At 40.8% G+C, this 19,266-nt stretch carries 21 protein-coding genes; all 21 read left to right on the top strand.

Translation table 11 applies throughout. From position 1 onward, the window contains the following. Positions 1–45 precede the first annotated feature (45 nt). Positions 46–1,185: a radical SAM family heme chaperone HemW gene (hemW, locus tag C1A12_RS13300; protein WP_101844338.1), complete on the top strand. Its 1,140-nt coding sequence runs from the start codon at positions 46–48 to the stop codon at positions 1,183–1,185. A gap of 98 nt (positions 1,186–1,283) precedes the next feature. Beyond that, positions 1,284–2,306 carry a heat-inducible transcriptional repressor HrcA gene (gene hrcA / locus C1A12_RS13295; RefSeq protein ID WP_101844337.1) on the top strand — a complete coding sequence of 341 codons (1,023 nt, stop codon included), beginning with the start codon at positions 1,284–1,286 and terminating at the stop codon, positions 2,304–2,306. A 132-nt stretch (positions 2,307–2,438) separates the two neighbouring features. After that, complete coding sequence (gene grpE / locus C1A12_RS13290; protein ID WP_101844336.1) at positions 2,439–2,993, top strand: nucleotide exchange factor GrpE; 555 nt, start codon at positions 2,439–2,441, stop codon at positions 2,991–2,993. A 31-nt stretch (positions 2,994–3,024) separates the two neighbouring features. Beyond that, on the top strand, positions 3,025–4,854 hold the full coding sequence (dnaK, locus tag C1A12_RS13285) for a molecular chaperone DnaK (protein WP_101844335.1): 1,830 nt from the start codon (positions 3,025–3,027) through the stop codon (positions 4,852–4,854). Between the two features lie 157 nt (positions 4,855–5,011). Next, entirely contained in the window at positions 5,012–6,136 is a 1,125-nt protein-coding gene (gene dnaJ, locus C1A12_RS13280; RefSeq protein WP_101844334.1) for a molecular chaperone DnaJ, read from the top strand. Positions 6,137–6,319: 183 nt separating this feature from the next. Continuing rightward, a complete protein-coding gene (gene prmA / locus C1A12_RS13275) occupies positions 6,320–7,252 on the top strand; it encodes a 50S ribosomal protein L11 methyltransferase (protein ID WP_101844333.1) in 933 nt (310 codons plus the stop codon). A 13-nt stretch (positions 7,253–7,265) separates the two neighbouring features. Beyond that, on the top strand, positions 7,266–8,009 hold the full coding sequence (locus tag C1A12_RS13270; protein ID WP_101844332.1) for a 16S rRNA (uracil(1498)-N(3))-methyltransferase: 744 nt from the start codon (positions 7,266–7,268) through the stop codon (positions 8,007–8,009). A gap of 131 nt (positions 8,010–8,140) precedes the next feature. Further along, positions 8,141–8,812: a deoxyribose-phosphate aldolase gene (gene deoC / locus C1A12_RS13265; RefSeq protein WP_101844331.1), complete on the top strand. Its 672-nt coding sequence runs from the start codon at positions 8,141–8,143 to the stop codon at positions 8,810–8,812. A 125-nt stretch (positions 8,813–8,937) separates the two neighbouring features. Beyond that, positions 8,938–9,111: a 30S ribosomal protein S21 gene (gene rpsU, locus C1A12_RS13260; RefSeq protein ID WP_082233792.1), complete on the top strand. Its 174-nt coding sequence runs from the start codon at positions 8,938–8,940 to the stop codon at positions 9,109–9,111. A gap of 21 nt (positions 9,112–9,132) precedes the next feature. Next, entirely contained in the window at positions 9,133–9,579 is a 447-nt protein-coding gene (locus C1A12_RS13255; protein WP_101844330.1) for a GatB/YqeY domain-containing protein, read from the top strand. A gap of 121 nt (positions 9,580–9,700) precedes the next feature. Beyond that, entirely contained in the window at positions 9,701–11,047 is a 1,347-nt protein-coding gene (locus C1A12_RS13250; RefSeq protein WP_101844329.1) for a nodulation protein NfeD, read from the top strand. A gap of 3 nt (positions 11,048–11,050) precedes the next feature. Next, complete coding sequence (floA, locus tag C1A12_RS13245; protein ID WP_101844328.1) at positions 11,051–12,040, top strand: flotillin-like protein FloA; 990 nt, start codon at positions 11,051–11,053, stop codon at positions 12,038–12,040. A 29-nt stretch (positions 12,041–12,069) separates the two neighbouring features. Beyond that, entirely contained in the window at positions 12,070–12,585 is a 516-nt protein-coding gene (locus tag C1A12_RS13240; protein ID WP_101844327.1) for a hypothetical protein, read from the top strand. A gap of 67 nt (positions 12,586–12,652) precedes the next feature. Further along, complete coding sequence (gene yqfC, locus C1A12_RS13235; protein WP_101844326.1) at positions 12,653–12,949, top strand: sporulation protein YqfC; 297 nt, start codon at positions 12,653–12,655, stop codon at positions 12,947–12,949. Continuing rightward, complete coding sequence (yqfD, locus tag C1A12_RS13230) at positions 12,949–14,133, top strand: sporulation protein YqfD (RefSeq protein WP_101844325.1); 1,185 nt, start codon at positions 12,949–12,951, stop codon at positions 14,131–14,133. The genes yqfC and yqfD overlap by 1 nt, the downstream gene beginning before the upstream one ends. Before the next feature lie 2 nt (positions 14,134–14,135). Continuing rightward, entirely contained in the window at positions 14,136–15,092 is a 957-nt protein-coding gene (locus tag C1A12_RS13225) for a PhoH family protein (RefSeq protein WP_101844324.1), read from the top strand. Between the two features lie 124 nt (positions 15,093–15,216). Then, entirely contained in the window at positions 15,217–17,262 is a 2,046-nt protein-coding gene (locus tag C1A12_RS13220; RefSeq protein ID WP_101844323.1) for an HD family phosphohydrolase, read from the top strand. Between the two features lie 7 nt (positions 17,263–17,269). Continuing rightward, positions 17,270–17,737, top strand: a complete 468-nt coding sequence (gene ybeY, locus C1A12_RS13215) for an rRNA maturation RNase YbeY (protein WP_101844935.1) — start codon at positions 17,270–17,272, stop codon at positions 17,735–17,737. After that, on the top strand, positions 17,712–18,086 hold the full coding sequence (locus C1A12_RS13210) for a diacylglycerol kinase family protein (RefSeq protein ID WP_101844322.1): 375 nt from the start codon (positions 17,712–17,714) through the stop codon (positions 18,084–18,086). The genes ybeY and C1A12_RS13210 overlap by 26 nt, the downstream gene beginning before the upstream one ends. A 29-nt stretch (positions 18,087–18,115) precedes the next feature. Next, the gene (gene era, locus C1A12_RS13205) at positions 18,116–19,021 is read left to right on the top strand and encodes a GTPase Era (protein WP_101844321.1); all 906 of its coding nucleotides are present in this window, start codon (positions 18,116–18,118) and stop codon (positions 19,019–19,021) included. 96 nt (positions 19,022–19,117) lie between these two features. Beyond that, positions 19,118–19,258, top strand: a complete 141-nt coding sequence (locus C1A12_RS13200; protein ID WP_101844320.1) for a YqzL family protein — start codon at positions 19,118–19,120, stop codon at positions 19,256–19,258. Positions 19,259–19,266 lie beyond the last annotated feature (8 nt).

Raw genomic sequence — 19,266 nt, 5'->3', positions numbered from 1 at the left:
CAGGAGCACCCCTCTTGCGGTTTTCCTTATGAAAGGTTGGGCAGCATGAATATTTCTTCAGCTTATATACACATTCCGTTTTGTCAGCAGATCTGTCATTACTGTGATTTTACAAAATTTTTCTATAATGAGCGGCTTGCTGACGAATATCTATCAGCATTACAAAATGAAATTCACACGTACATTCCAGAAGAAAAAGCAGCAGTAAAGACAATTTTCGTAGGCGGCGGCACGCCAACTGCATTAACAGCACCTCAGCTAAAAAAACTGCTTATGATGATCGAAAACCATTTTCAAGTTGAAAAGTGTGAAGAATATACATTTGAAGCAAACCCTGGAGATTTAGATTTAGAAAAAGTGAAAATGTTAAAAGCATATGGTGTTAATCGAATTTCTCTTGGAGTGCAAGTATTTGATGACGAGATGCTTGAAAAAATCGGCCGTATTCATAAAGTCCAGGATGTCTATACGAATGTGAGTCGTCTTCTAAGTGAAGGATTAACAAATATCAGCATTGATTTAATGTACGCTTTGCCGGGACAGTCGGTAAAAGATTTTGAAACTACAATTGACGAAGCCTTGGAGTTTGATCTGCCTCACTATTCCTCGTACTCATTACAAATTGAGCCGAAAACTATATTTTATCAGCGTTATAAAAAAGGCACGCTCGTAAAACCACCTGAAGAAGATGAGGCGGAAATGTATGAGCTTCTTCAGTCTAAGCTAAAAGTTCATGGGGTTAGGCAGTATGAAATTAGTAATTTTGCAAAGCCTGGTTATGAGAGTAAGCATAACCTGACATACTGGAATAATGAATATTATTTTGGAATCGGTGCAGGTGCTCATGGATACCTCCCAGGGGTCCGCACGATTAATATCCGTCCGCTTCCGGCTTATGTGAAACAAGCGACAGCAAATGGACGTCCAATCCTGCATAAAGAACCAGTAGGGTTAAAAGAACAAATGGAAGAAGAAATGTTTCTTGGCTTAAGAAAAGTGGAAGGAGTATCTTCAGCACGTTTTGAAGAGAAGTACGGCCGTCCGATCCATGCAGTATTTACAACTGCCCTTCCTCAGTTGAAGGAGAGAGGATTGCTTAAGGAGGAATCGGGATATCTCCATCTTACAGAACGTGGCCAGCTGCTAGGGAATGAGGTCTTTCAGGAATTTCTGCTGGAAGGATAAAAAACGAAGTAAATCCATTGACAATGAAAAGGCCTTTTGATAATTTATTATTAGATTTAGCACTCACTTAACCCGAGTGCTAATAGGGGTGATTATCGATGTTAACGGAGAGACAACTATTAATTCTGCAAGTCATCATTGATGAATTTATCCTTACTGCACAGCCTGTTGGGTCCAGGTCTTTGTCTAAGAAGGAAGAGATCACTTACAGTTCTGCTACTATAAGAAATGAAATGGCAGATTTAGAAGAAATGGGCTTCCTGGAAAAAACGCACTCTTCTTCAGGACGGGTTCCTTCTGAAAAAGGTTACCGGTTCTACGTTGATCATTTACTGTCACCTCTGCGGTTAACTAACCAGGAGTTAAAGACGATCAAACAAGCATTCAATGATAGAAGAATGGAGTTTGAGCGAATTGTTCAGAAATCTGCTGGAATCTTATCTGAGTTAACCAATTATACATCCATTATACTCGGACCTGAAGTGTTCGAAACTAAGCTTAAGCAACTGCAGATTGTGCCTTTAAATGAACAATCGGCTATTGCGATTCTCGTTACAGATACAGGTCACGTGGAACACAGAGCCTTCAATGTTCCAGTTGAAATGGATCAGTCACAATTGGAGAAAATGGTTAATATCCTGAATGACCGTTTAAGAGGTGTTCCTTTAGTTCAGCTTTATGAAAAGCTGCAGTCCGAAATTCTAGAGCTAATCAGGTCACATACTGACCAGCATGATTATGCCTTCTCCTATTTACAAGCAGCTTTGCTGGATGACCATCAGACTAAGCTGTATATAGGCGGAAAAACAAACATTTTAATGCAGCCGGAATTTAAAGATCTGGATAAAGTCCGCTCTTTATATGCAGTCATTGAAAAAGAAAGTGAAATGGCTGACCTTCTGAGGTCCGGGGAAAAAGGTGTGCATGTCCGTATTGGTCATGAAAATCCATTTGATGCGATGCAAAATTGCAGCTTAATCACAGCAAGTTATACACTCGGCAACGAACAAGTAGGAACAATCGCTTTGTTAGGTCCTACCAGGATGGAATATAATCGGGTAGTGTCACTATTGAATGTATTATCTAAGCAAATGACAGACACTTTTCGTGCGTGGTATTAGTTAACGTCGTAAAGAGGGAAATCAGATGGGAAAGCTAAAACTCCCATCGCTTCTTTTTGTCTATTGCTTTTTTATAAATATAAATTCATGTTATAGTCATAACGGTGAAAGGGAATCAAGGAGGTGTACGTCATGGAAGGTAAGAAACAGGAAGAAACAGTGGAACAAGAAATTATAGATCAACCGAATGAAGATGATAACAACACTGAAAGTGACCAGGCTGAAACGAGCGAAGAATACAGTGAAGCTGATCGACTTCGCGAGGAAAAAGAAGAGATCCAAAATCGACTTCTTCGTCTTCAGGCTGATTATGATAATTTCCGTCGCCGAACTCAAAAAGAGAGAGAGGCTGACCGGAAATATAAATCTCAATCTTTAGTAGAAGAACTTATCCCTGTGCTGGATAACTTTGAACGCGCCCTGCAAGTGGAGGTGGATGGAGAGTCAGCTCAAAACTTCGCCAATGGGATGAAGATGGTATACGACCAATTCCAGTCCGCTCTTGATAAAGAAGGGGTTGAAGAAATCCCGGCTCAGGGTGAGGTGTTTGACCCTCATCTGCATCAGGCTGTCATGCAGGTAGAGGATGAAAATTATGAATCCAACATAGTCGTCGAACAGCTTCAAAAAGGATATCGTTTAAACGATCGTGTAATTCGACCGGCTATGGTTAAAGTAAATCAATAATTAGTGAATTTCGTAGAGGAGGATAAGATTTATGAGTAAGATCATTGGAATTGATTTAGGTACAACAAACTCTTGTGTAGCAGTAATGGAAGGTGGGGAATCCAAGGTTATTCCTAACCCGGAAGGTAACCGTACAACTCCTTCTGCCGTAGCATTTAAAAATGGTGAGCGTCAGGTAGGGGAAGTAGCGAAGCGTCAAGCAATTACAAACCCTAACACAATTCTTTCCATCAAACGCTATATGGGTACAGACCACAAGGTGGAAGTCGAAGGTAAAGAATATACGCCTCAGGAAGTTTCAGCGATTATTCTTCAATATATTAAAGGCTATGCTGAAGACTATCTTGGTGAAACAGTAGATAAAGCGGTTATTACTGTACCGGCTTATTTTAACGATGCAGAACGTCAGGCAACAAAAGATGCAGGTAAAATCGCCGGCCTTGAAGTTGAGCGTATCATTAACGAACCGACAGCTGCTGCGCTGGCATACGGTATTGATAAAGAAGACCAGGACCAAACGATTCTTGTTTATGACCTTGGCGGTGGTACGTTCGACGTGTCTATCCTGGATATTGGTGAGGGTACCTTTGAAGTTGTAGCTACAGCTGGAGATAACCGTCTTGGTGGTGACGACTTTGATGAAGTAATCATTGATCACATGGTTGCTGAATTCAAGAAAGAAAATGGTATCGATCTTTCACAAGACAAAATGGCTAAACAGCGCCTGAAAGATGCTGCTGAGAAAGCGAAGAAAGATTTATCCGGTGTAGCCCAAACTCAGATTTCTCTGCCATTCATTACTGCTGGAGAAGCAGGCCCGCTTCACTTAGAAATGACGTTGACTCGTGCTAAATTTGAAGAATTGGCATCAGATCTTGTTGAGCGTTCCATGAAGCCGACTCGTCAGGCAATTAAAGATGCTGGTTTAAGTGCAAATGATATTCACAAGGTAATCCTTGTAGGTGGATCTACTCGAATTCCTGCAGTACAAGAGGCTATTAAGAAAGAAGTTGGAAAAGAACCTTCTAAAGGCGTTAACCCAGATGAAGTGGTAGCACTTGGTGCCTCTATTCAAGGCGGAGTGCTTCAGGGTGACGTTAAAGACGTTGTGCTTCTAGACGTTACGCCGCTTTCTCTTGGAATTGAAACAATGGGCGGCGTAACGACAAAATTGATTGAGCGTAATACTACAATTCCAACCAGCCACTCACAAGTGTTCTCTACTGCAGCTGATAACCAGACAGCTGTTGATATCCACGTACTTCAGGGTGAACGTGAGATGGCGCAGGATAACAAAACGCTTGGCCGCTTCCAGTTGACTGATATTCCACCGGCTCCACGCGGTGTACCGCAAATCGAAGTAAGCTTCGATATCGATGCGAACGGTATTGTGAACGTACGCGCGAAGGATATGGGTACGAACAAAGAGCAGTCCATTACAATTAAGTCTTCTTCCGGCCTTTCTGATGAAGAAGTAGAAGAAATGGTTCGTCAGGCGGAAGAAAACGCAGAAGAAGATAAGAAGAAACGTGAAGCGATTGAACTTCGCAACGAAGCTGACCAGCTAGTCTTTACTACAGATAAAACGATCAAGGATCTAGGTGATCAAGTAACTGATGAAGAGAAGGAAAAAGCTGAATCAGCCAAAGAAGAATTAAAAACTGCACTTGAAGGCGAAGATCTCGAAGTTATTAAAGAGAAGAAAGAAGCGCTTCAAGAACAAGTCCAAAATCTTTCAGTTAAACTCTATGAACAGGCTCAGCAGCAAGCCGAAGCGGCTCAAGGAGAGCAGGGAAATGCTGAAGATGATGTGGTTGATGCAGATTATGAAGAAGTAAACGAAGATGAAAATAAAAAGTAAGTGATTGAAATGAAAAAGTCAAAGTCAGGATCATCTTGGCTTTGACTTTTTTCAGGTCAATTGCATTATCCTGTATTTCTCTCTATGAGTTGCTTGAACATAAGAGAGAGTGTTAATATAGACTTTATGCAATAGTGTCCGGGAGAGTGATCGACAAGTGAGTAAACGAGATTATTATGAAGTTCTGGGGGTATCCAAGGATGCTTCTAAGGAAGAAATTAAGAAAGCATACCGAAAGCTTGCGCGTAAATACCACCCAGACGTAAGTGAAGAGGAAAATGCCTCCGATAAATTTAAGGAAGCTAAAGAAGCATATGAAACACTAAGTGACCAGCAGAAACGTGCCCAGTATGATCAGTTTGGCCATGCCGGTCCACAAGGCCAGGGTTTTGGAGGCTTTGGCGGTGGAGAAGATTTTGGTGGTTTTGGAGATATATTTGATATGTTCTTTGGCGGCGGTGGTCGCCGTAGAGATCCAAATGCTCCGCGAAAGGGAGCCGATCTCCAGTATTCCATGACACTCCAATTTGAAGAAGCTATTTTCGGTAAAAGTACGGATGTTGAGATTCCAACTGAAGAGACGTGTGAAACATGTGATGGATCAGGCGCTAAGCCAGGTACCTCTCCGGAAACATGTTCCCATTGTCAAGGAAGCGGTCAAATTAATCAGGAGCAGAATACTCCATTTGGCCGAGTGGTAAATCGTCGTGTGTGTCATTACTGCCAGGGAAGCGGTCAAATCGTAAAAGATAAATGTAATACTTGCGGCGGCGATGGACGGGTCACCAATCGTAAAAAAATTCATATTGATATTCCTGCTGGTATTGAAGAAGGACAGCAGATTCGTGTTCCAGGAAAAGGGGAAGCAGGTGTGAACGGCGGACCTGCGGGAGACTTGTTTGTGGTCATCCGTGTACAGCCTCATGAGTTCTTTGAACGTGAGGGCGATCACATCTTTTGTGAGATCCCACTAACCTTTGCACAAGCTGCCCTGGGTGATGAAATAGAAGTGCCGACTGTGCATGGAAAAGTAAAATTAAAAATACCTGCGGGTACACAGACTGGTAAGACGTTCCGCTTAAAAGATAAGGGAGCACCTAATGTTCATGGCCGGGGACAGGGAGATCAACATGTTAAGATTCGTGTGATTACTCCGAAAAACTTAACAGAACGTCAGAAAGAGTTAATTCGTGAATTTAATGAAATTAGTGGTAACGAAGTTACAGAGGAACAGCATGGTACATTCTTTGAAAGAATGAAGCGTGCGTTTAAAGGTGATTAATCACAACGAAGAGAGTGTCTAGCAGATATCAGTTTACGGGACAACCCGGAGCCTTGAGTGCTAGGCACTTCTTTTTTTCTACTATCTATGTCAGATGAGCCCCATTAGATTTTAAAAATTAGTGGAATCCTCATTGTTTCATATTCTACCCATACTTAAATTAGAAAAGTGAGTTGATTGATAATGAAGTGGTCTGAAATATGTATTCATACAACCAATGAAGCCATAGAACCTGTATCTAATGTGCTGCATGAAGCTGGAGCAAGCGGAGTTGTTATTGAAGATCCTCGAGATATGATTAAAGAAGAGACAGGACTCGGTGAAATTTACGAATTAAACCCGGAAGACTACCCGGCAGAAGGTGTTTACGTAAAGGCCTACTTACAAATGAACAGCTTTCTTGGCGAGACAGTAGAATCCATTAAACAATCTGTCACCAACTTAAAGGAATATGACATAGATATTGGTTATAACAACGTATCACTTAATGAAATTCATGAGGAAGACTGGGCTACTGCCTGGAAAAAATATTATAAACCCGTAAAAATCTCAGAGCGTATTACGATTATTCCTACGTGGGAAGACTATGAACCTGTATCCAGTGATGAACTGATTATTGAAATGGATCCAGGTATGGCATTTGGTACGGGCACACACCCAACCACAGTTCTAAGCATGCAAGCATTGGAACAATACTTAAAGCAAGATGATGTAGTCGTTGATGTCGGCTCAGGATCAGGAATTTTAAGTGTAGCATCTATTTTACTAGGGGCTGACCATGTACATGCATTTGACCTTGACGAAGTCGCGGTAAGCAGCACCGGAATTAATGCAGAGTTAAATCAGGTCCAGAATCAAATCACTGCCAGTAAAAATGACCTGCTGAGTGGTGTATCCGTGACGCCCGATTTAATTGTTTCTAATATTTTAGCGGAAATCATCGTTAAGTTTGTGGACGATGCTTATAAGCTCCTGAAAAAAGGCGGCTATTTTATAACTTCGGGTATTATCTCAGGAAAAAAAGAAGTTGTGTTAAACCGTTTAAAGCAAGCTGGCTTTGAAATAGTAGAAACTAATAAAATGGAAGACTGGATTTCAGTTATAGCTAAAAAATAGGGTGTGAAAACCATTGCAGCGTTACTTTGTAGAATCTTCAAATTGGGATCAAACTCACGTCTACATTAATAATGACGACGTTCATCATATCGTTAATGTCATGCGTATGACCGAGGGAGATAAGTTGATATGTATCCACCCTGATGAGGGGCCGGCTGTATGTTCAATTACAGCCATTCGTACAGGACAGGTGAATTGCAAGATTGAAGAGAAAATGGCCGAAGACCTGGAATTGCCTGTGAAAGTTACAATCGTGCAAAGCCTGGGAAAAGGGGATAAAATGGAACAAGTTGTACAAAAAGGGACTGAACTTGGGGCTTTTTCATTTATTCCTTATCAAGCAGACCGCTCTGTTGCTAAGTGGGACAATAAAAAAACAGACAAAAAGATTATCCGTCTGGAAAAAATCGCAAAAGAGGCCAGTGAACAATCAGAACGAACCCGTATTCCTTCTATTAGAAAACTAATGAAACTTAGTGAAGTAACTCGTTTAAAAGACTATGAACACAAATTCCTTGCTTATGAAGGGGAAGCAAGGGAGGGGAAGTCCAATACTCTTCACACTGCTCTCACAAGGATAAATCCAGGGGAAAATGTGCTAGTGGTTTTTGGCCCTGAGGGCGGTTTTTCACCTCACGAGGTATCTGCTTTTCTTGAAGAGGGTTTCTTCTCTATCTCCTTAGGACCAAGGATTTTAAGGATGGAAACAGCACCTCTATATTTCCTATCTGCTCTTTCATATCAACTAGAAGAATAGGTAAAGATCTGCTATGGAAAACATAGTGGATGTATAAAACATGAGAGCCTTTTCATAATTGCTCGCTTTTTCTGTATAATAGTGCTATGATACAAGAGATGTACGTACAACCACCAGAAAGGAAGACTGCTATGGAGCATAATTTAGCGAAGTTAATTGATCATACTCAATTAAAACCGGATACAACAAAAGATAAAATTGAACAAATTTGTAAGGAAGCACGCGAGAATAACTTTATGTCAGTTTGTATTAATCCTCACTGGGTCAGTTACTGTAAGGAGTTATTAGAAGGTACAGATGTAAAAGTATGTACGGTTATAGGATTCCCGCTCGGTGCTACCACCACAGAAACTAAAGTCTTCGAAACCCGTCAGGCTATTAAGAATGGTGCTGCGGAAGTTGATATGGTAATTAATGTGGGTGAATTAAAATCAGGTAATAAAGAATTTGTATTAGAGGATATTAAGGCAGTTGTCAAAGAAGCTAAAGGGCAAGCTTTAGTCAAAGTTATTATTGAAACCTCTCTGCTTACTGAAGAAGAGAAAGTTACAGCTTCGGAGCTAACTAAGGATGGCGGGGCTGATTTTGTGAAGACTTCAACCGGATTCTCAGGTGGGGGAGCTACTGTGGAAGATATCAGTCTGATGAGAAAAACAGTAGGCCCTGATTTAGGGGTTAAAGCTTCCGGAGGAGTAAGAGACTATGAGGGAGCCAAAGCAGTTATTGAAGCAGGCGCAACCAGGATTGGAGCAAGTGCGGGGATTGCCATTATAAATGGTGAGACAGGCTCTTCTGATTATTAATAGATAATGTTTATCAAAAAAAGTTGACCACATCCCTTCAATATAATATAATTGTCGAAGGTATGGGTGGTGTCGCCTATACAAGCAGAGAAACAGTTTTTTTGCTTCGGAGGGAGGGAAATAGCATGTCAAAAACAACTCGCGTTCGTAAAAACGAGTCACTTGAAGATGCTCTTCGTCGCTTCAAGCGCGATGTATCAAAAAGCGGTGCATTAGCTGAATATCGTAAGCGTGAATACTACGATAAGCCTAGCGTACGCCGTAAGAAAAAGTCTGAGGCCGCTAGAAAGCGCAAGTGATCTAAAGAGGGTGCAAAATAGATGTCAATTACTGAACGTCTAAACCAAGATATGAAAACCGCGATGAAAGCTAGAGACAAAAAGACTCTATCTGTGATTCGCATGGTGAAAGCTTCAATTCAGAATGAAGCGATTAAACTGGGTAAAAATGAACTATCTGAAGAAGAAGAACTTACCGTTTTATCCCGCGAGGTAAAACAGCGTAACGATTCCCTCCATGAGTTTAAAGAAGCTGGACGTGACGATCTTGTAGAAGAACTTAATCATGAAATTGAGATTTTACAAGTATATATGCCGGAGCAGCTGTCTGATCAGGAACTTGAGCAGGTTGTTCAGGATACCATTAAAGAAGTAGGGGCCTCGTCTAAAGCCGACATGGGTAAAGTGATGAGTGCTGTTATGCCTAAAGTTAAAGGCAAAGCAGATGGTTCTAAGGTGAATCAGCTCGTACTTAAGCAATTATCGTAATTGTAAGAGGAAGACTCCCTTTAATTTTAAGGGGAGTCTTTTTTAATTTAATGAAACTTATTTTATAATAAAAACGTATAGATAGTATTCAACGGTTAAGATAGAATAAGGGGGTGATAGGTTGAGTAAAAAGGCGGGGCGGTTTCCTCTCTGGGCAAGCGCTTTATTAGCTGTATTCTTAATAGTGGTTCACCTGTCTTCATTCGTCAGTGCTGATGGGGAAGGCGAACAAGTTTATGTCATTCCTGTGGAGAGCACCGTGGAGCGGGGGATGACTGCTTTTCTGGAAAGGACAACGAGTGAGGCGATTGAAAACGGAGCTGACCATATCATATTTGAGATTGATACTCCAGGAGGCAGAGTTGATGCTGCTGGCACGATTGGTGAACTCCTCCAGGACTTAAATGTGCCGAATACGGCATACATTACAAGTCAGGCCTATTCCGCCGGTTCTTATATTGCACTGAATGCAGATCAGATCTATATGAAGCCGCAGGCAACGATGGGGGCGTCCGGAGTTATTAATTCTGATGGTACTGCAGCAGATAAGAAAGCACAATCGGCCTGGATTTCTTCAATGGTAGCTGCTGCGGAAGCCAATGATAGAGATCCAATCTATGCCAGAGCGATGGCCGACAGCAGTATTGATTTACCGGATTACGGTGCACCTGAGGGGGAATTCTTAACGCTTGGTCCTAACCAAGCGGAAGAGGTAGGTTATGCTGAAGGCATCGTACAGGATCGCGTAGAATTACTTAATGAACTTGATTTGTCTGAAGCTCAAGTAGTTGAAACTAGTCCTACTCCTGCAGAGAATTTTGCAAGGTTCCTTACAGATCCAGTCGTCATCCCTATATTGTTATCGGTAGCCAGCATTGGCTTAGTCGTTGAGTTATATTCCCCTGGTTTTGGCATCCCCGGAACGATGGGAATCCTTTCCCTGGTATTATTCTTCTACGGACATATTGTTGCAGGTCTCGCCGGCTATGAGGCCATAATTCTGCTTGTATTAGGAATAGGATTAATTGTTGCAGAGTTTTTTATTTCCAGTGGTATATTAGGGATCGCCGGTGTTGCAGCAATCGTTACGTCATTAATGCTGTCTTCCGCAGATATGGGGCAAATGGCGATGAGTATTGGAGTTGCTCTTCTCGTTACAATTGCTGTTTCCATCATATTGTTTAAAACAATCGGATTAGAGAAAGGATTTTTCAAACGAGTGATTTTAAGTGATGCTACATCGGCAGAAAAAGGGTATGTGTCTTCTGTCACAAGGTTAGAGCTGATCGGATTAGAAGGTAAATCCATAACTCCGCTCAGACCTTCAGGAACTGCTTTGTTTGATAATGAAAGATTGGATGTTGTGACGGAAGGGAGTTTTATTGGAGCTGACCAGACGGTTGTTATTGTGAAAACAGAAGGGTCGAGAATTGTAGTAAGAGCATTACACAAATCAGAGGAGGAATAGAAGATGTCTATTCAGGAATTAATGCCCATCATTATTGTTGGGGTTATCATCATTGTACTGGCTGTACTATTTACATTTATCCCGGTTATGCTGTGGATCAGTGCCTTAGCCGCAGGGGTTAAGATCAGTATATTTACACTTATTGGAATGAGGTTGAGAAGGGTTATACCTTCAAGAGTTATTAATCCTTTAATTAAAGCACATAAAGCAGGAGTCAACGTGGATACGAATCAATTAGAGAGCCACTATTTAGCAGGTGGTAACGTTGACAGAGTGGTTAATGCATTAATTGCTGCTCAGCGAGCTAATATTGAATTAAGCTTTGAGCGCTGTGCAGCTATTGATTTAGCAGGACGTGATGTGCTTGAAGCTGTGCAAATGAGTGTAAACCCGAAAGTAATTGAAACTCCATTCATCGCCGGGGTGGCAATGGATGGAATCGAGGTTAAAGCGAAAGCCCGTATAACAGTGCGTGCGAATATCGATCGATTAGTCGGTGGTGCAGGTGAAGATACTGTTATTGCTCGTGTAGGGGAAGGAATTGTTTCTACAATTGGTTCAAGTACGAACCATAATAAAGTACTAGAGAACCCTGATATGATTTCACAAAATGTACTTGGGAAAGGTCTGGATGCAGGTACAGCGTTTGAGATTTTATCAATTGATATTGCTGATATTGATATCGGTAAAAACATTGGTGCTATCCTTCAGACTGACCAGGCAGAAGCAGATAAGAATATTGCCCAGGCTAAGGCTGAAGAACGTCGCGCGATGGCGATTGCCCAGGAACAAGAGATGCGTGCACGTGTGCAGGAAATGCAGGCTAAAGTTGTGGAAGCTGAAGCAGAAGTGCCACAGGCTCTTGCTGAAGCCTTACGTTCAGGGAAAATGGGTGTTATGGACTACATGAACTACCAGAATATAAATGCTGATACTGATATGAGAAAGACATTAGGCGGCATGTCAGAAGATAAGGAGAATGATGATCAATAATTTTCCTAATGACATAAAGGAGAATTGCTATGAATGATCTAATTGAATTAATCTTTAGCAACTTTTTAATTGTAGCGGCAATTATTGGAGGGATCATCAGCTGGTTCTCAGGAATGAGCAAAGAAGAATCAGATAAGCAAGACCGAGCTCCAAAACAACCAAAGCCTACAAAGACTCCTTCAGGTCCAATGCAGCATCGGCCTTATGCTGAAAAGGCGGAAGAAGTTAAAAGCAGGACAAAAGAGGCTGCTCAAGAGACAAAAGGGCGAGTAGAGGAGTACTATGAACAGAAGAAGCAGCGGCTTGAAGAGATGGCTGACTATCAAGACAGACGGGCTCAAGAGTCTTTAACTTTTGATCAAAAAGATTTAAATAAGGACAAAATGGAAGTCTTTGTTCAAGACGACTCCGTGGAAAGGAAGTCTTCCTTAAAGTATTCGACGAAGTTTAACCGGAATCGTCTTGCTGAGGGAATTGTGATGTCAGAAATTCTAGGTCAGCCGCGAGCTTATAAACCGCATAGCTCTCACCCGAGAAAAAGATAAAGAAACGCACGAATTGTAGTGATACAATTCGTGCGTTTTTCGTATGTATAAGTGAGGGGGGAGCTGCATGTCAAAGTGGCAAAATCAATTAAGAAATTGGGTAAGTCAATATTTTGACCTGCCGGCTGATGTCATGCTTGACCTTCCAAGGGTTACGACTATAGGCTCACTGCACGCGTACATAGAAAATTGTACGGGGCTTCTCCATTTTTCTGATAAAGAAGTAAGAATTCAGCACCGCAGAGGTGAATTGCTTATTAAAGGGAAAGATTTAAGGATCAAAATGATGTTAAAAGAAGAGTTGCTACTTGAAGGTGAATTAAAGTCGATTGACTTTAAAGAAGTGAGGGAGGGAGGGGTGTAATGAAGAAGGAACAGCTTACTTCCTTACAAGGTACACTCGTGATAACCATAGAGGGACAAGTATTGGAGGCCTTTATACAGGCTTGTGTAAAGAAGGGGTGTACCTTCTCTGAAATTACGTATTTAAACGACCGCAAAGTTCAGACAACCATTTTTTTGAAGGACTGGAAAAAGATAAGAGAATTAAGAAAAGCTTATCACTGTAAAATTAATATCGTTTCAAAAAAAGGAGTCCCCTTTTTTTTACAACGTCTAAAAAATAGAAAATCGCTTTTGGCAGCTTTGCTGATTGGGTTTATGGCAGCTTTCTTATTAGCAAATACGTTATGGTCGATAAAAATAACCGGCCTTGATCCAGAGTTGGAAGCCGAAGTGGAATCTAAATTAAAAACTTACGGTATCAAACCTGGCTCCACGACCTTTTCTATGAAGCAGCCTCGGGAAGTCCAGCGGCTGCTTCTAGAAGATATCCCTGACCTGCTTTGGGTTGGAGTAAAAAAACAAGGGACAAGTTATCATTTATATGGTGTGAAACAAACCACCTTTGATGAAGAAGAGGAGCCCAGGCCATCTAATATTGTGGCAGCGAAAAAAGGTTTGGTAACTAGAATGTTTATTTCAAAAGGGCGGCCTATGGTCGAAGTGAACAACGTAGTTAAAAAGGGGGAACTTTTAGCTACAGGTGAGTTGAAGGAAGACAGTGAGGAATTCATAGAAGCAGAGGGGGAGGTTTATGCAGAAACCTGGTACCGCGTTGAAGTGGAGGGCACTAGGGAAAGGCAGCAGAATGTAACGGATGGAGAATCAGATCACTCCTACTCATTTGTAGTCAATAATTTTAGCATACCAGTGTGGGGTTTCTGGAGAAAGTATGAAGATCAAGTAAGGAAGGAAAGCTATGACCATAGCTTAGAACTATTTGGCTGGAAATTCCCTATCCTATTAAGAGAAACAACAACTTATAAAAATGAAGAACAGTTCCAGTCCTTAACCGATGAGCAAACAACAAAGGAGTCCGTCGATACAGCAAGACAATCCCTCTTGTTACAACTAGAGGAAGACGCTGAGATCACGGAAGAAAAAATTTTGCACGAGAGTGAGGACCATGGTAAAGTAAAATTAATCCTTTTAGTAAAAGTTGAAGAGAATATTGCAGAAACTAAGTATGTTTCCCAAGGAGATTGAGTATGCAAGGAGATTTGAAAACTATAGACATCCAATTAAATAATCCTACTGAAGCCTTATCTTTATTTGGCACTGAAGATCGTCATTTAAAAAGAATAGAAGAGCAGTTAAAAGTAACCATCATTTCACGTGGAGAACAGGTGAATGTATCAGGTGAGGCAGAACATGTCAAACTGGTAGAGGAAGTGTTGCTGGCTGTACTTGAGCTTATTCGAAAAGGCTTATCTATCTCTGAGCGCGATGTTGTTTATGCCGTAGAGTTAGCAAAAAAAGGAAAAATCAATCAGTTTGAAGCTCTGTTTGAAGATGAGATCACAAAGAATGCCAAAGGCAAGTCAGTTAGAGTGAAAACATTAGGACAGCGCAGTTACGTGGCAGCAATAAAGAATAATGACCTCGTGTTTGGTATCGGTCCAGCAGGTACTGGTAAAACGTACTTAGCTGTGGTAATGGCTGTAAATGCATTGAAAAACGGAGAAGTAAAACGAATTATATTAACTCGCCCTGCTGTCGAAGCAGGTGAGAGTCTCGGCTTCCTGCCTGGAGATCTTAAGGAAAAAGTGGATCCTTACTTACGTCCGTTATATGATTCTCTTCATGATGTTTTTGGAGCTGAGCATACGGCTCGCCTGATTGACCGGGGTACGATAGAAATTGCCCCTCTTGCTTACATGAGAGGACGAACACTTGATGATGCCTTTGCGATTTTAGACGAAGCACAAAATACAACTCCAGAACAAATGAAGATGTTTTTGACACGCTTGGGATTCGGTTCCAAGATGATTATAACTGGGGATATAACCCAGGTTGACTTACCGAAAGGGGTTACCTCAGGATTGAAGGTAGCTGAAGATAAGTTAAGTCATGTGAAAGGCTCAGCTTTTATTCACTTAGACCAGACTGATGTTGTGCGTCATCCATTGGTTCAACGAGTAATTGACGCTTATGAAAAAAACTAAGGCCCGAAGAAGGGCCTTTAATATTTGTTTATTTTGGAATAAATTGTAAGGCGGTGACATCATTAAACCCCTTAAACTCAAAAGAAAGCGCTTTAAAAAGGCAGGGAGTAACCATTTTAAATTAATGAGCTCTGCACTATTTATCGGCTTGTTCTTCTTTATACTTAGTTTTTCAAACGTACATACTGAGACTTATAATCTTGAAAAATTCAGTACAGCCGAAAAAACAATTCATTCCCCAATCACCATTGAGAATGAAAAGAAAACAGAACAAAGAATTCGCAAAGCCACCCAGGATGTAGACGACCGTTATCAGGTATCCGATACGATTACTGAGGAAAGGCTGTCCTATATTGAAGAGATATTTGAAGCAGTTGAAGAAGTAAATGAAGAAGAAGCCTCTACAGGTCAAAAGATGGCCCAGCTTCAGTCGCTGCTATCAGAGAACATTACTAACGAACTGCCCATTGAAATTTTCCGTCCATTTGTTCAAGCAGATAAAGATGACTTAATAAAAGCAGAGGATTTACTGATTTCCTCTCTTGAATCCTATTTTGATGATGGAATTAGAACAACCGAATTAGAGGATGCCGGGCAGACTCTTCAATTGAAAATCCGTTATTCTACCCTTCCTGATAATTTAAAGGAAGAAACAACAGAGGTGGCGAAATTTGGTTTAGTAGAGAATTCATTTTTTGACGCTGAAGCTACAGATGAAGCACGGAAAGAAGCGGTCTCTCAGGTTCAGCCGGACTTAATTCAGGCTGGAGAAGTAATAGTCTCTCAAGGTGTCACCATAACAAACGAGGTATATGAAGAATTAGAAATTACAGGGCTGTTGAATGAAGAAAGGAATGTGATGCCATACATCGGTTTGGCTATTTTTTCTATTCTTTTAACTACTGCAATTTATTATCACTTTATCCACATGGTTAAAGAAAAATCGATTACTCTTCAGCATATTTACGTAACTGTAGTGATTTCCATTATCCTGGTAAGCCTTATGAAAGGCATTAGCCTTATCCCTATGTCGAATGAATCACTTTTTTACTTGGTGCCGGCTGCGATGGGGGCTCTTTTAATTAAGGTTCTTTGTAACGAGCGGTTCGCATTATTAATGAGTGTCGTCTTTGCATTAATGGCTGCAGTTATATTTAATGGTCATGTAGCTGGTACAATTAATGCTCATGCTGGAATTTATGTATTGTTCACTCAATTAGCGGGTATATTTTTCTTATGGAATACAAATGGCCGGCAGTTTATTGCTAAAACTGGTTTGGCAATTGCATTAGTCAATTGTATGACGTTAAGTTTTACTGTATTCCTGGCATTTGAAAGGTATACGTGGACGGATTGGGTAGTATTTTCCAGTTACGGGATCATTAGCGCACTGCTGGCAGTTGTATTAACCCTGGGGCTATTACCTTTAATAGAATCAGCTTTCGATATACTGTCTGACAGCAGGCTGCTGGCTTTAGCCAATCCGAACCATGACCTGTTAAGAAAAATATTAACTGAAGCACCAGGAACCTATCACCACAGTGTTATGGTAGCAAATTTAAGCGAAGCGGCCTGTGAAGCAGTTGGAGCAAGAGGTCTGTTGGTAAGAGTAGCTTCTTATTACCATGATTTAGGGAAGACGATCCACCCGCATTATTTTATTGAAAACCAGATGGGTATAGAAAATCCGCATGATTTTATTAAACCAGAGGAAAGTGCTACGATAATAATCAATCACCCCTATGAAGGTGCCAGACTGCTTGAAGAGCATAAACTCCCAAAGGAAATTATTGATATTGCTGAACAGCATCATGGTACTACTCTACTCAAGTATTTTTACTATCGAGCACAGGAAAAAGATCCAGCGGCTGAAGAAAAGGATTTTCGTTATCCAGGACCAAAGCCACAATCAAAAGAAGCAGCGATCGTTTGCATATGCGATTCAGTAGAGGCTGCTGTTCGATCACTTGACCACCCTACTCAGGAAAAGATAAACAACATTGTGCATACGATCATTGAAGATCGAATGCTTGATGGTCAGTTAAACGATTGCAGTCTTACATTAAATGAGATGGTAAGGGTGGAAAATGCGATTTGTGAAACGCTGAAAGGAATATTCCACTCGCGGGTTAAGTACCCTAATCAGGATAAGGCCGTAAAGGAGGCATAATAAAGTGATACACATTGATTTTCACGACGAAACCAACTCAGTAGATGAAGCTTTTGTAGATTTAGTAGAGAGAGTCATACAATTTGCTGGAGAAAAAGAAAAGGCCGCTCATGAAGCCGAACTGTCCATTACATTTGTTGATAACAAGGAAATCCAGGAATTGAACCGTAATTACCGCCAGAAGGACCAGCCGACTGATGTCATTTCTTTTGCCATGCAGGAACTCGGTGATGGGGAAGTGGAAGTGCAAAATGAAGACCTTCCCGTCCTGTTAGGAGACATTGTCATATCAGTAGATAAAGCCAAAGAACAGGCTGAAGACTACAACCATTCGCTGGAAAGAGAATACGCTTTTCTTTCGCTTCACGGCTTTCTTCACCTTTTAGGGTACGATCATATGAATGAGGAAGAAGAAAAGAAAATGTTTCAGCGACAAGAGGATATTTTAAATGAATTCGGATTACAAAGGTCGTAAGAAATGGATAGGACTGTCTTTTGCAATTAACGGAATTATAGCAGCGTTCCGTAATGAAAGAAATTTAAGAATACATCTGATTATCAGTATTATAGTGGTTGTTTTTGGGGGGATCTTCAAGGTCTCCTCTTTAGAGTGGGCATTACTAGTACTGACGATAGCTCTTGTGATCACCTTAGAGATGATTAATTCAAGCATCGAACGGGTTATGAATTATTTAGCGCCAGAAGTTCACCATTTAGTAGGGGCAATAAAAGATATCGCTGCCGGCGCCGTCTTAATTGCAGCTATTAGTTCAATTATTATCGGTTTTATTATCTTTTTACCTAAGTTCATGGTAATGTTTTAGGTTGAAGCTAATGTGATGGAGGCAATACAATGGAAGAACAATTTAAGTCAGGATTTGTTGCTATTATAGGTAGGCCGAATGTTGGGAAGTCAACGTTTATGAACCGTGTAATCGGAGAAAAAATTGCGATTATGAGTGACAAACCACAGACAACACGGAATAAAATTCAAGGGGTGCTGACTGAAAAGGATGCTCAAATGATTTTTATCGATACACCAGGTATTCATAAACCTAAGCATAAACTTGGGGATTTTATGGTAAATGTGGCTGAAAATACCTTAAATGAAGTAGATGCTATTATGTTCATGATTAACGCTGAAGAAGGTTACGGACGGGGTGATCAATTTATTATTGAGCGCCTGCAGAAAGTGAATCAGCCGGTTTTCCTTATTGTGAATAAGATTGATAAAGTTCACCCTGATCAACTGCTGCCCTTAATAGATGAATATCGTGAGAAGCTAAATTTTGAGGAGATTATTCCGATTTCTGCTCTAGAAGGTAACAATGTTGAGCACTTGCTCGGGGTTCTTAAATCCCACTTGCCGGAAGGACCGCAATTCTATCCGGAAGATCATATAACCGATCATCCAGAACGCTTTATTGTAAGTGAATTGATTCGCGAGAAAGTACTTCATCTAACTCGTGAGGAAATCCCGCATTCTATTGCAGTCGTTATTGAAACAATTAAGCCTCGTGAGGATTCAAATGCTGTTTTTATCCAAGCCGCAATTATCGTTGAGAGAAAGTCACAAAAGGGAATTATTATAGGCAAGCAAGGAAGTATGTTGAAAGAAATTGGCCAAAGGGCAAGAAAAGACATTGAAGCCCTGCTCGGAAGTAAAGTATTTTTGGAACTGTGGGTGAAAGTGCAGAAGGATTGGAGAAACCGCCAAGTTCAACTTAGTGATTTTGGATATAAGGAAGAAGAATACTAAGATTGGTAAAAATTAAAATTCATTGTTTGAAGTAGATGAAGCAACCTAAGTTTGTCATAACATTTTCTTTATGATTTTAGGAAAGGGGTGTTTCTTGTGCTAGATTTGTATTGGAATGTGTTTAGTAAGACAGGAAACATAGAAACCTATTTGCTAATGAAGGAATTAGAAGCAGACAGTAAAAAAGGAAATGAAGAGGCTTCATCTGCAATAGAACGTGAGGATCCAATCGGATAAAGCAGGTG

Origin of the sequence: Halobacillus sp. Marseille-P3879 (assembly GCF_900240285.1) — a bacterium.
Lineage (GTDB): Bacteria > Bacillota > Bacilli > Bacillales > Halobacillaceae > Halobacillus_A.
This window is presented reverse-complemented; position numbering and strand designations above follow the sequence as displayed.

Bases quoted from the DNA above. Each gene is read 5' to 3' on its own strand.
- hemW (WP_101844338.1), top strand. From the start codon at position 46: ATGAATATTTCTTCAGCTTATATACACATTCCGTTTTGTCAGCAGATC.
- hrcA (WP_101844337.1), top strand. From the start codon at position 1,284: ATGTTAACGGAGAGACAACTATTAATTCTGCAAGTCATCATTGATGAA.
- grpE (WP_101844336.1), top strand. From the start codon at position 2,439: ATGGAAGGTAAGAAACAGGAAGAAACAGTGGAACAAGAAATTATAGAT.
- dnaK (WP_101844335.1), top strand. From the start codon at position 3,025: ATGAGTAAGATCATTGGAATTGATTTAGGTACAACAAACTCTTGTGTA.
- prmA (WP_101844333.1), top strand. From the start codon at position 6,320: ATGAAGTGGTCTGAAATATGTATTCATACAACCAATGAAGCCATAGAA.
- deoC (WP_101844331.1), top strand. From the start codon at position 8,141: ATGGAGCATAATTTAGCGAAGTTAATTGATCATACTCAATTAAAACCG.
- rpsU (WP_082233792.1), top strand. From the start codon at position 8,938: ATGTCAAAAACAACTCGCGTTCGTAAAAACGAGTCACTTGAAGATGCT.
- C1A12_RS13255 (WP_101844330.1), top strand. From the start codon at position 9,133: ATGTCAATTACTGAACGTCTAAACCAAGATATGAAAACCGCGATGAAA.
- floA (WP_101844328.1), top strand. From the start codon at position 11,051: ATGTCTATTCAGGAATTAATGCCCATCATTATTGTTGGGGTTATCATC.
- C1A12_RS13240 (WP_101844327.1), top strand. From the start codon at position 12,070: ATGAATGATCTAATTGAATTAATCTTTAGCAACTTTTTAATTGTAGCG.
- yqfC (WP_101844326.1), top strand. From the start codon at position 12,653: ATGTCAAAGTGGCAAAATCAATTAAGAAATTGGGTAAGTCAATATTTT.
- yqfD (WP_101844325.1), top strand. From the start codon at position 12,949: ATGAAGAAGGAACAGCTTACTTCCTTACAAGGTACACTCGTGATAACC.
- C1A12_RS13225 (WP_101844324.1), top strand. From the start codon at position 14,136: ATGCAAGGAGATTTGAAAACTATAGACATCCAATTAAATAATCCTACT.
- C1A12_RS13220 (WP_101844323.1), top strand. From the start codon at position 15,217: ATGAGCTCTGCACTATTTATCGGCTTGTTCTTCTTTATACTTAGTTTT.
- C1A12_RS13210 (WP_101844322.1), top strand. From the start codon at position 17,712: ATGAATTCGGATTACAAAGGTCGTAAGAAATGGATAGGACTGTCTTTT.
- era (WP_101844321.1), top strand. From the start codon at position 18,116: ATGGAAGAACAATTTAAGTCAGGATTTGTTGCTATTATAGGTAGGCCG.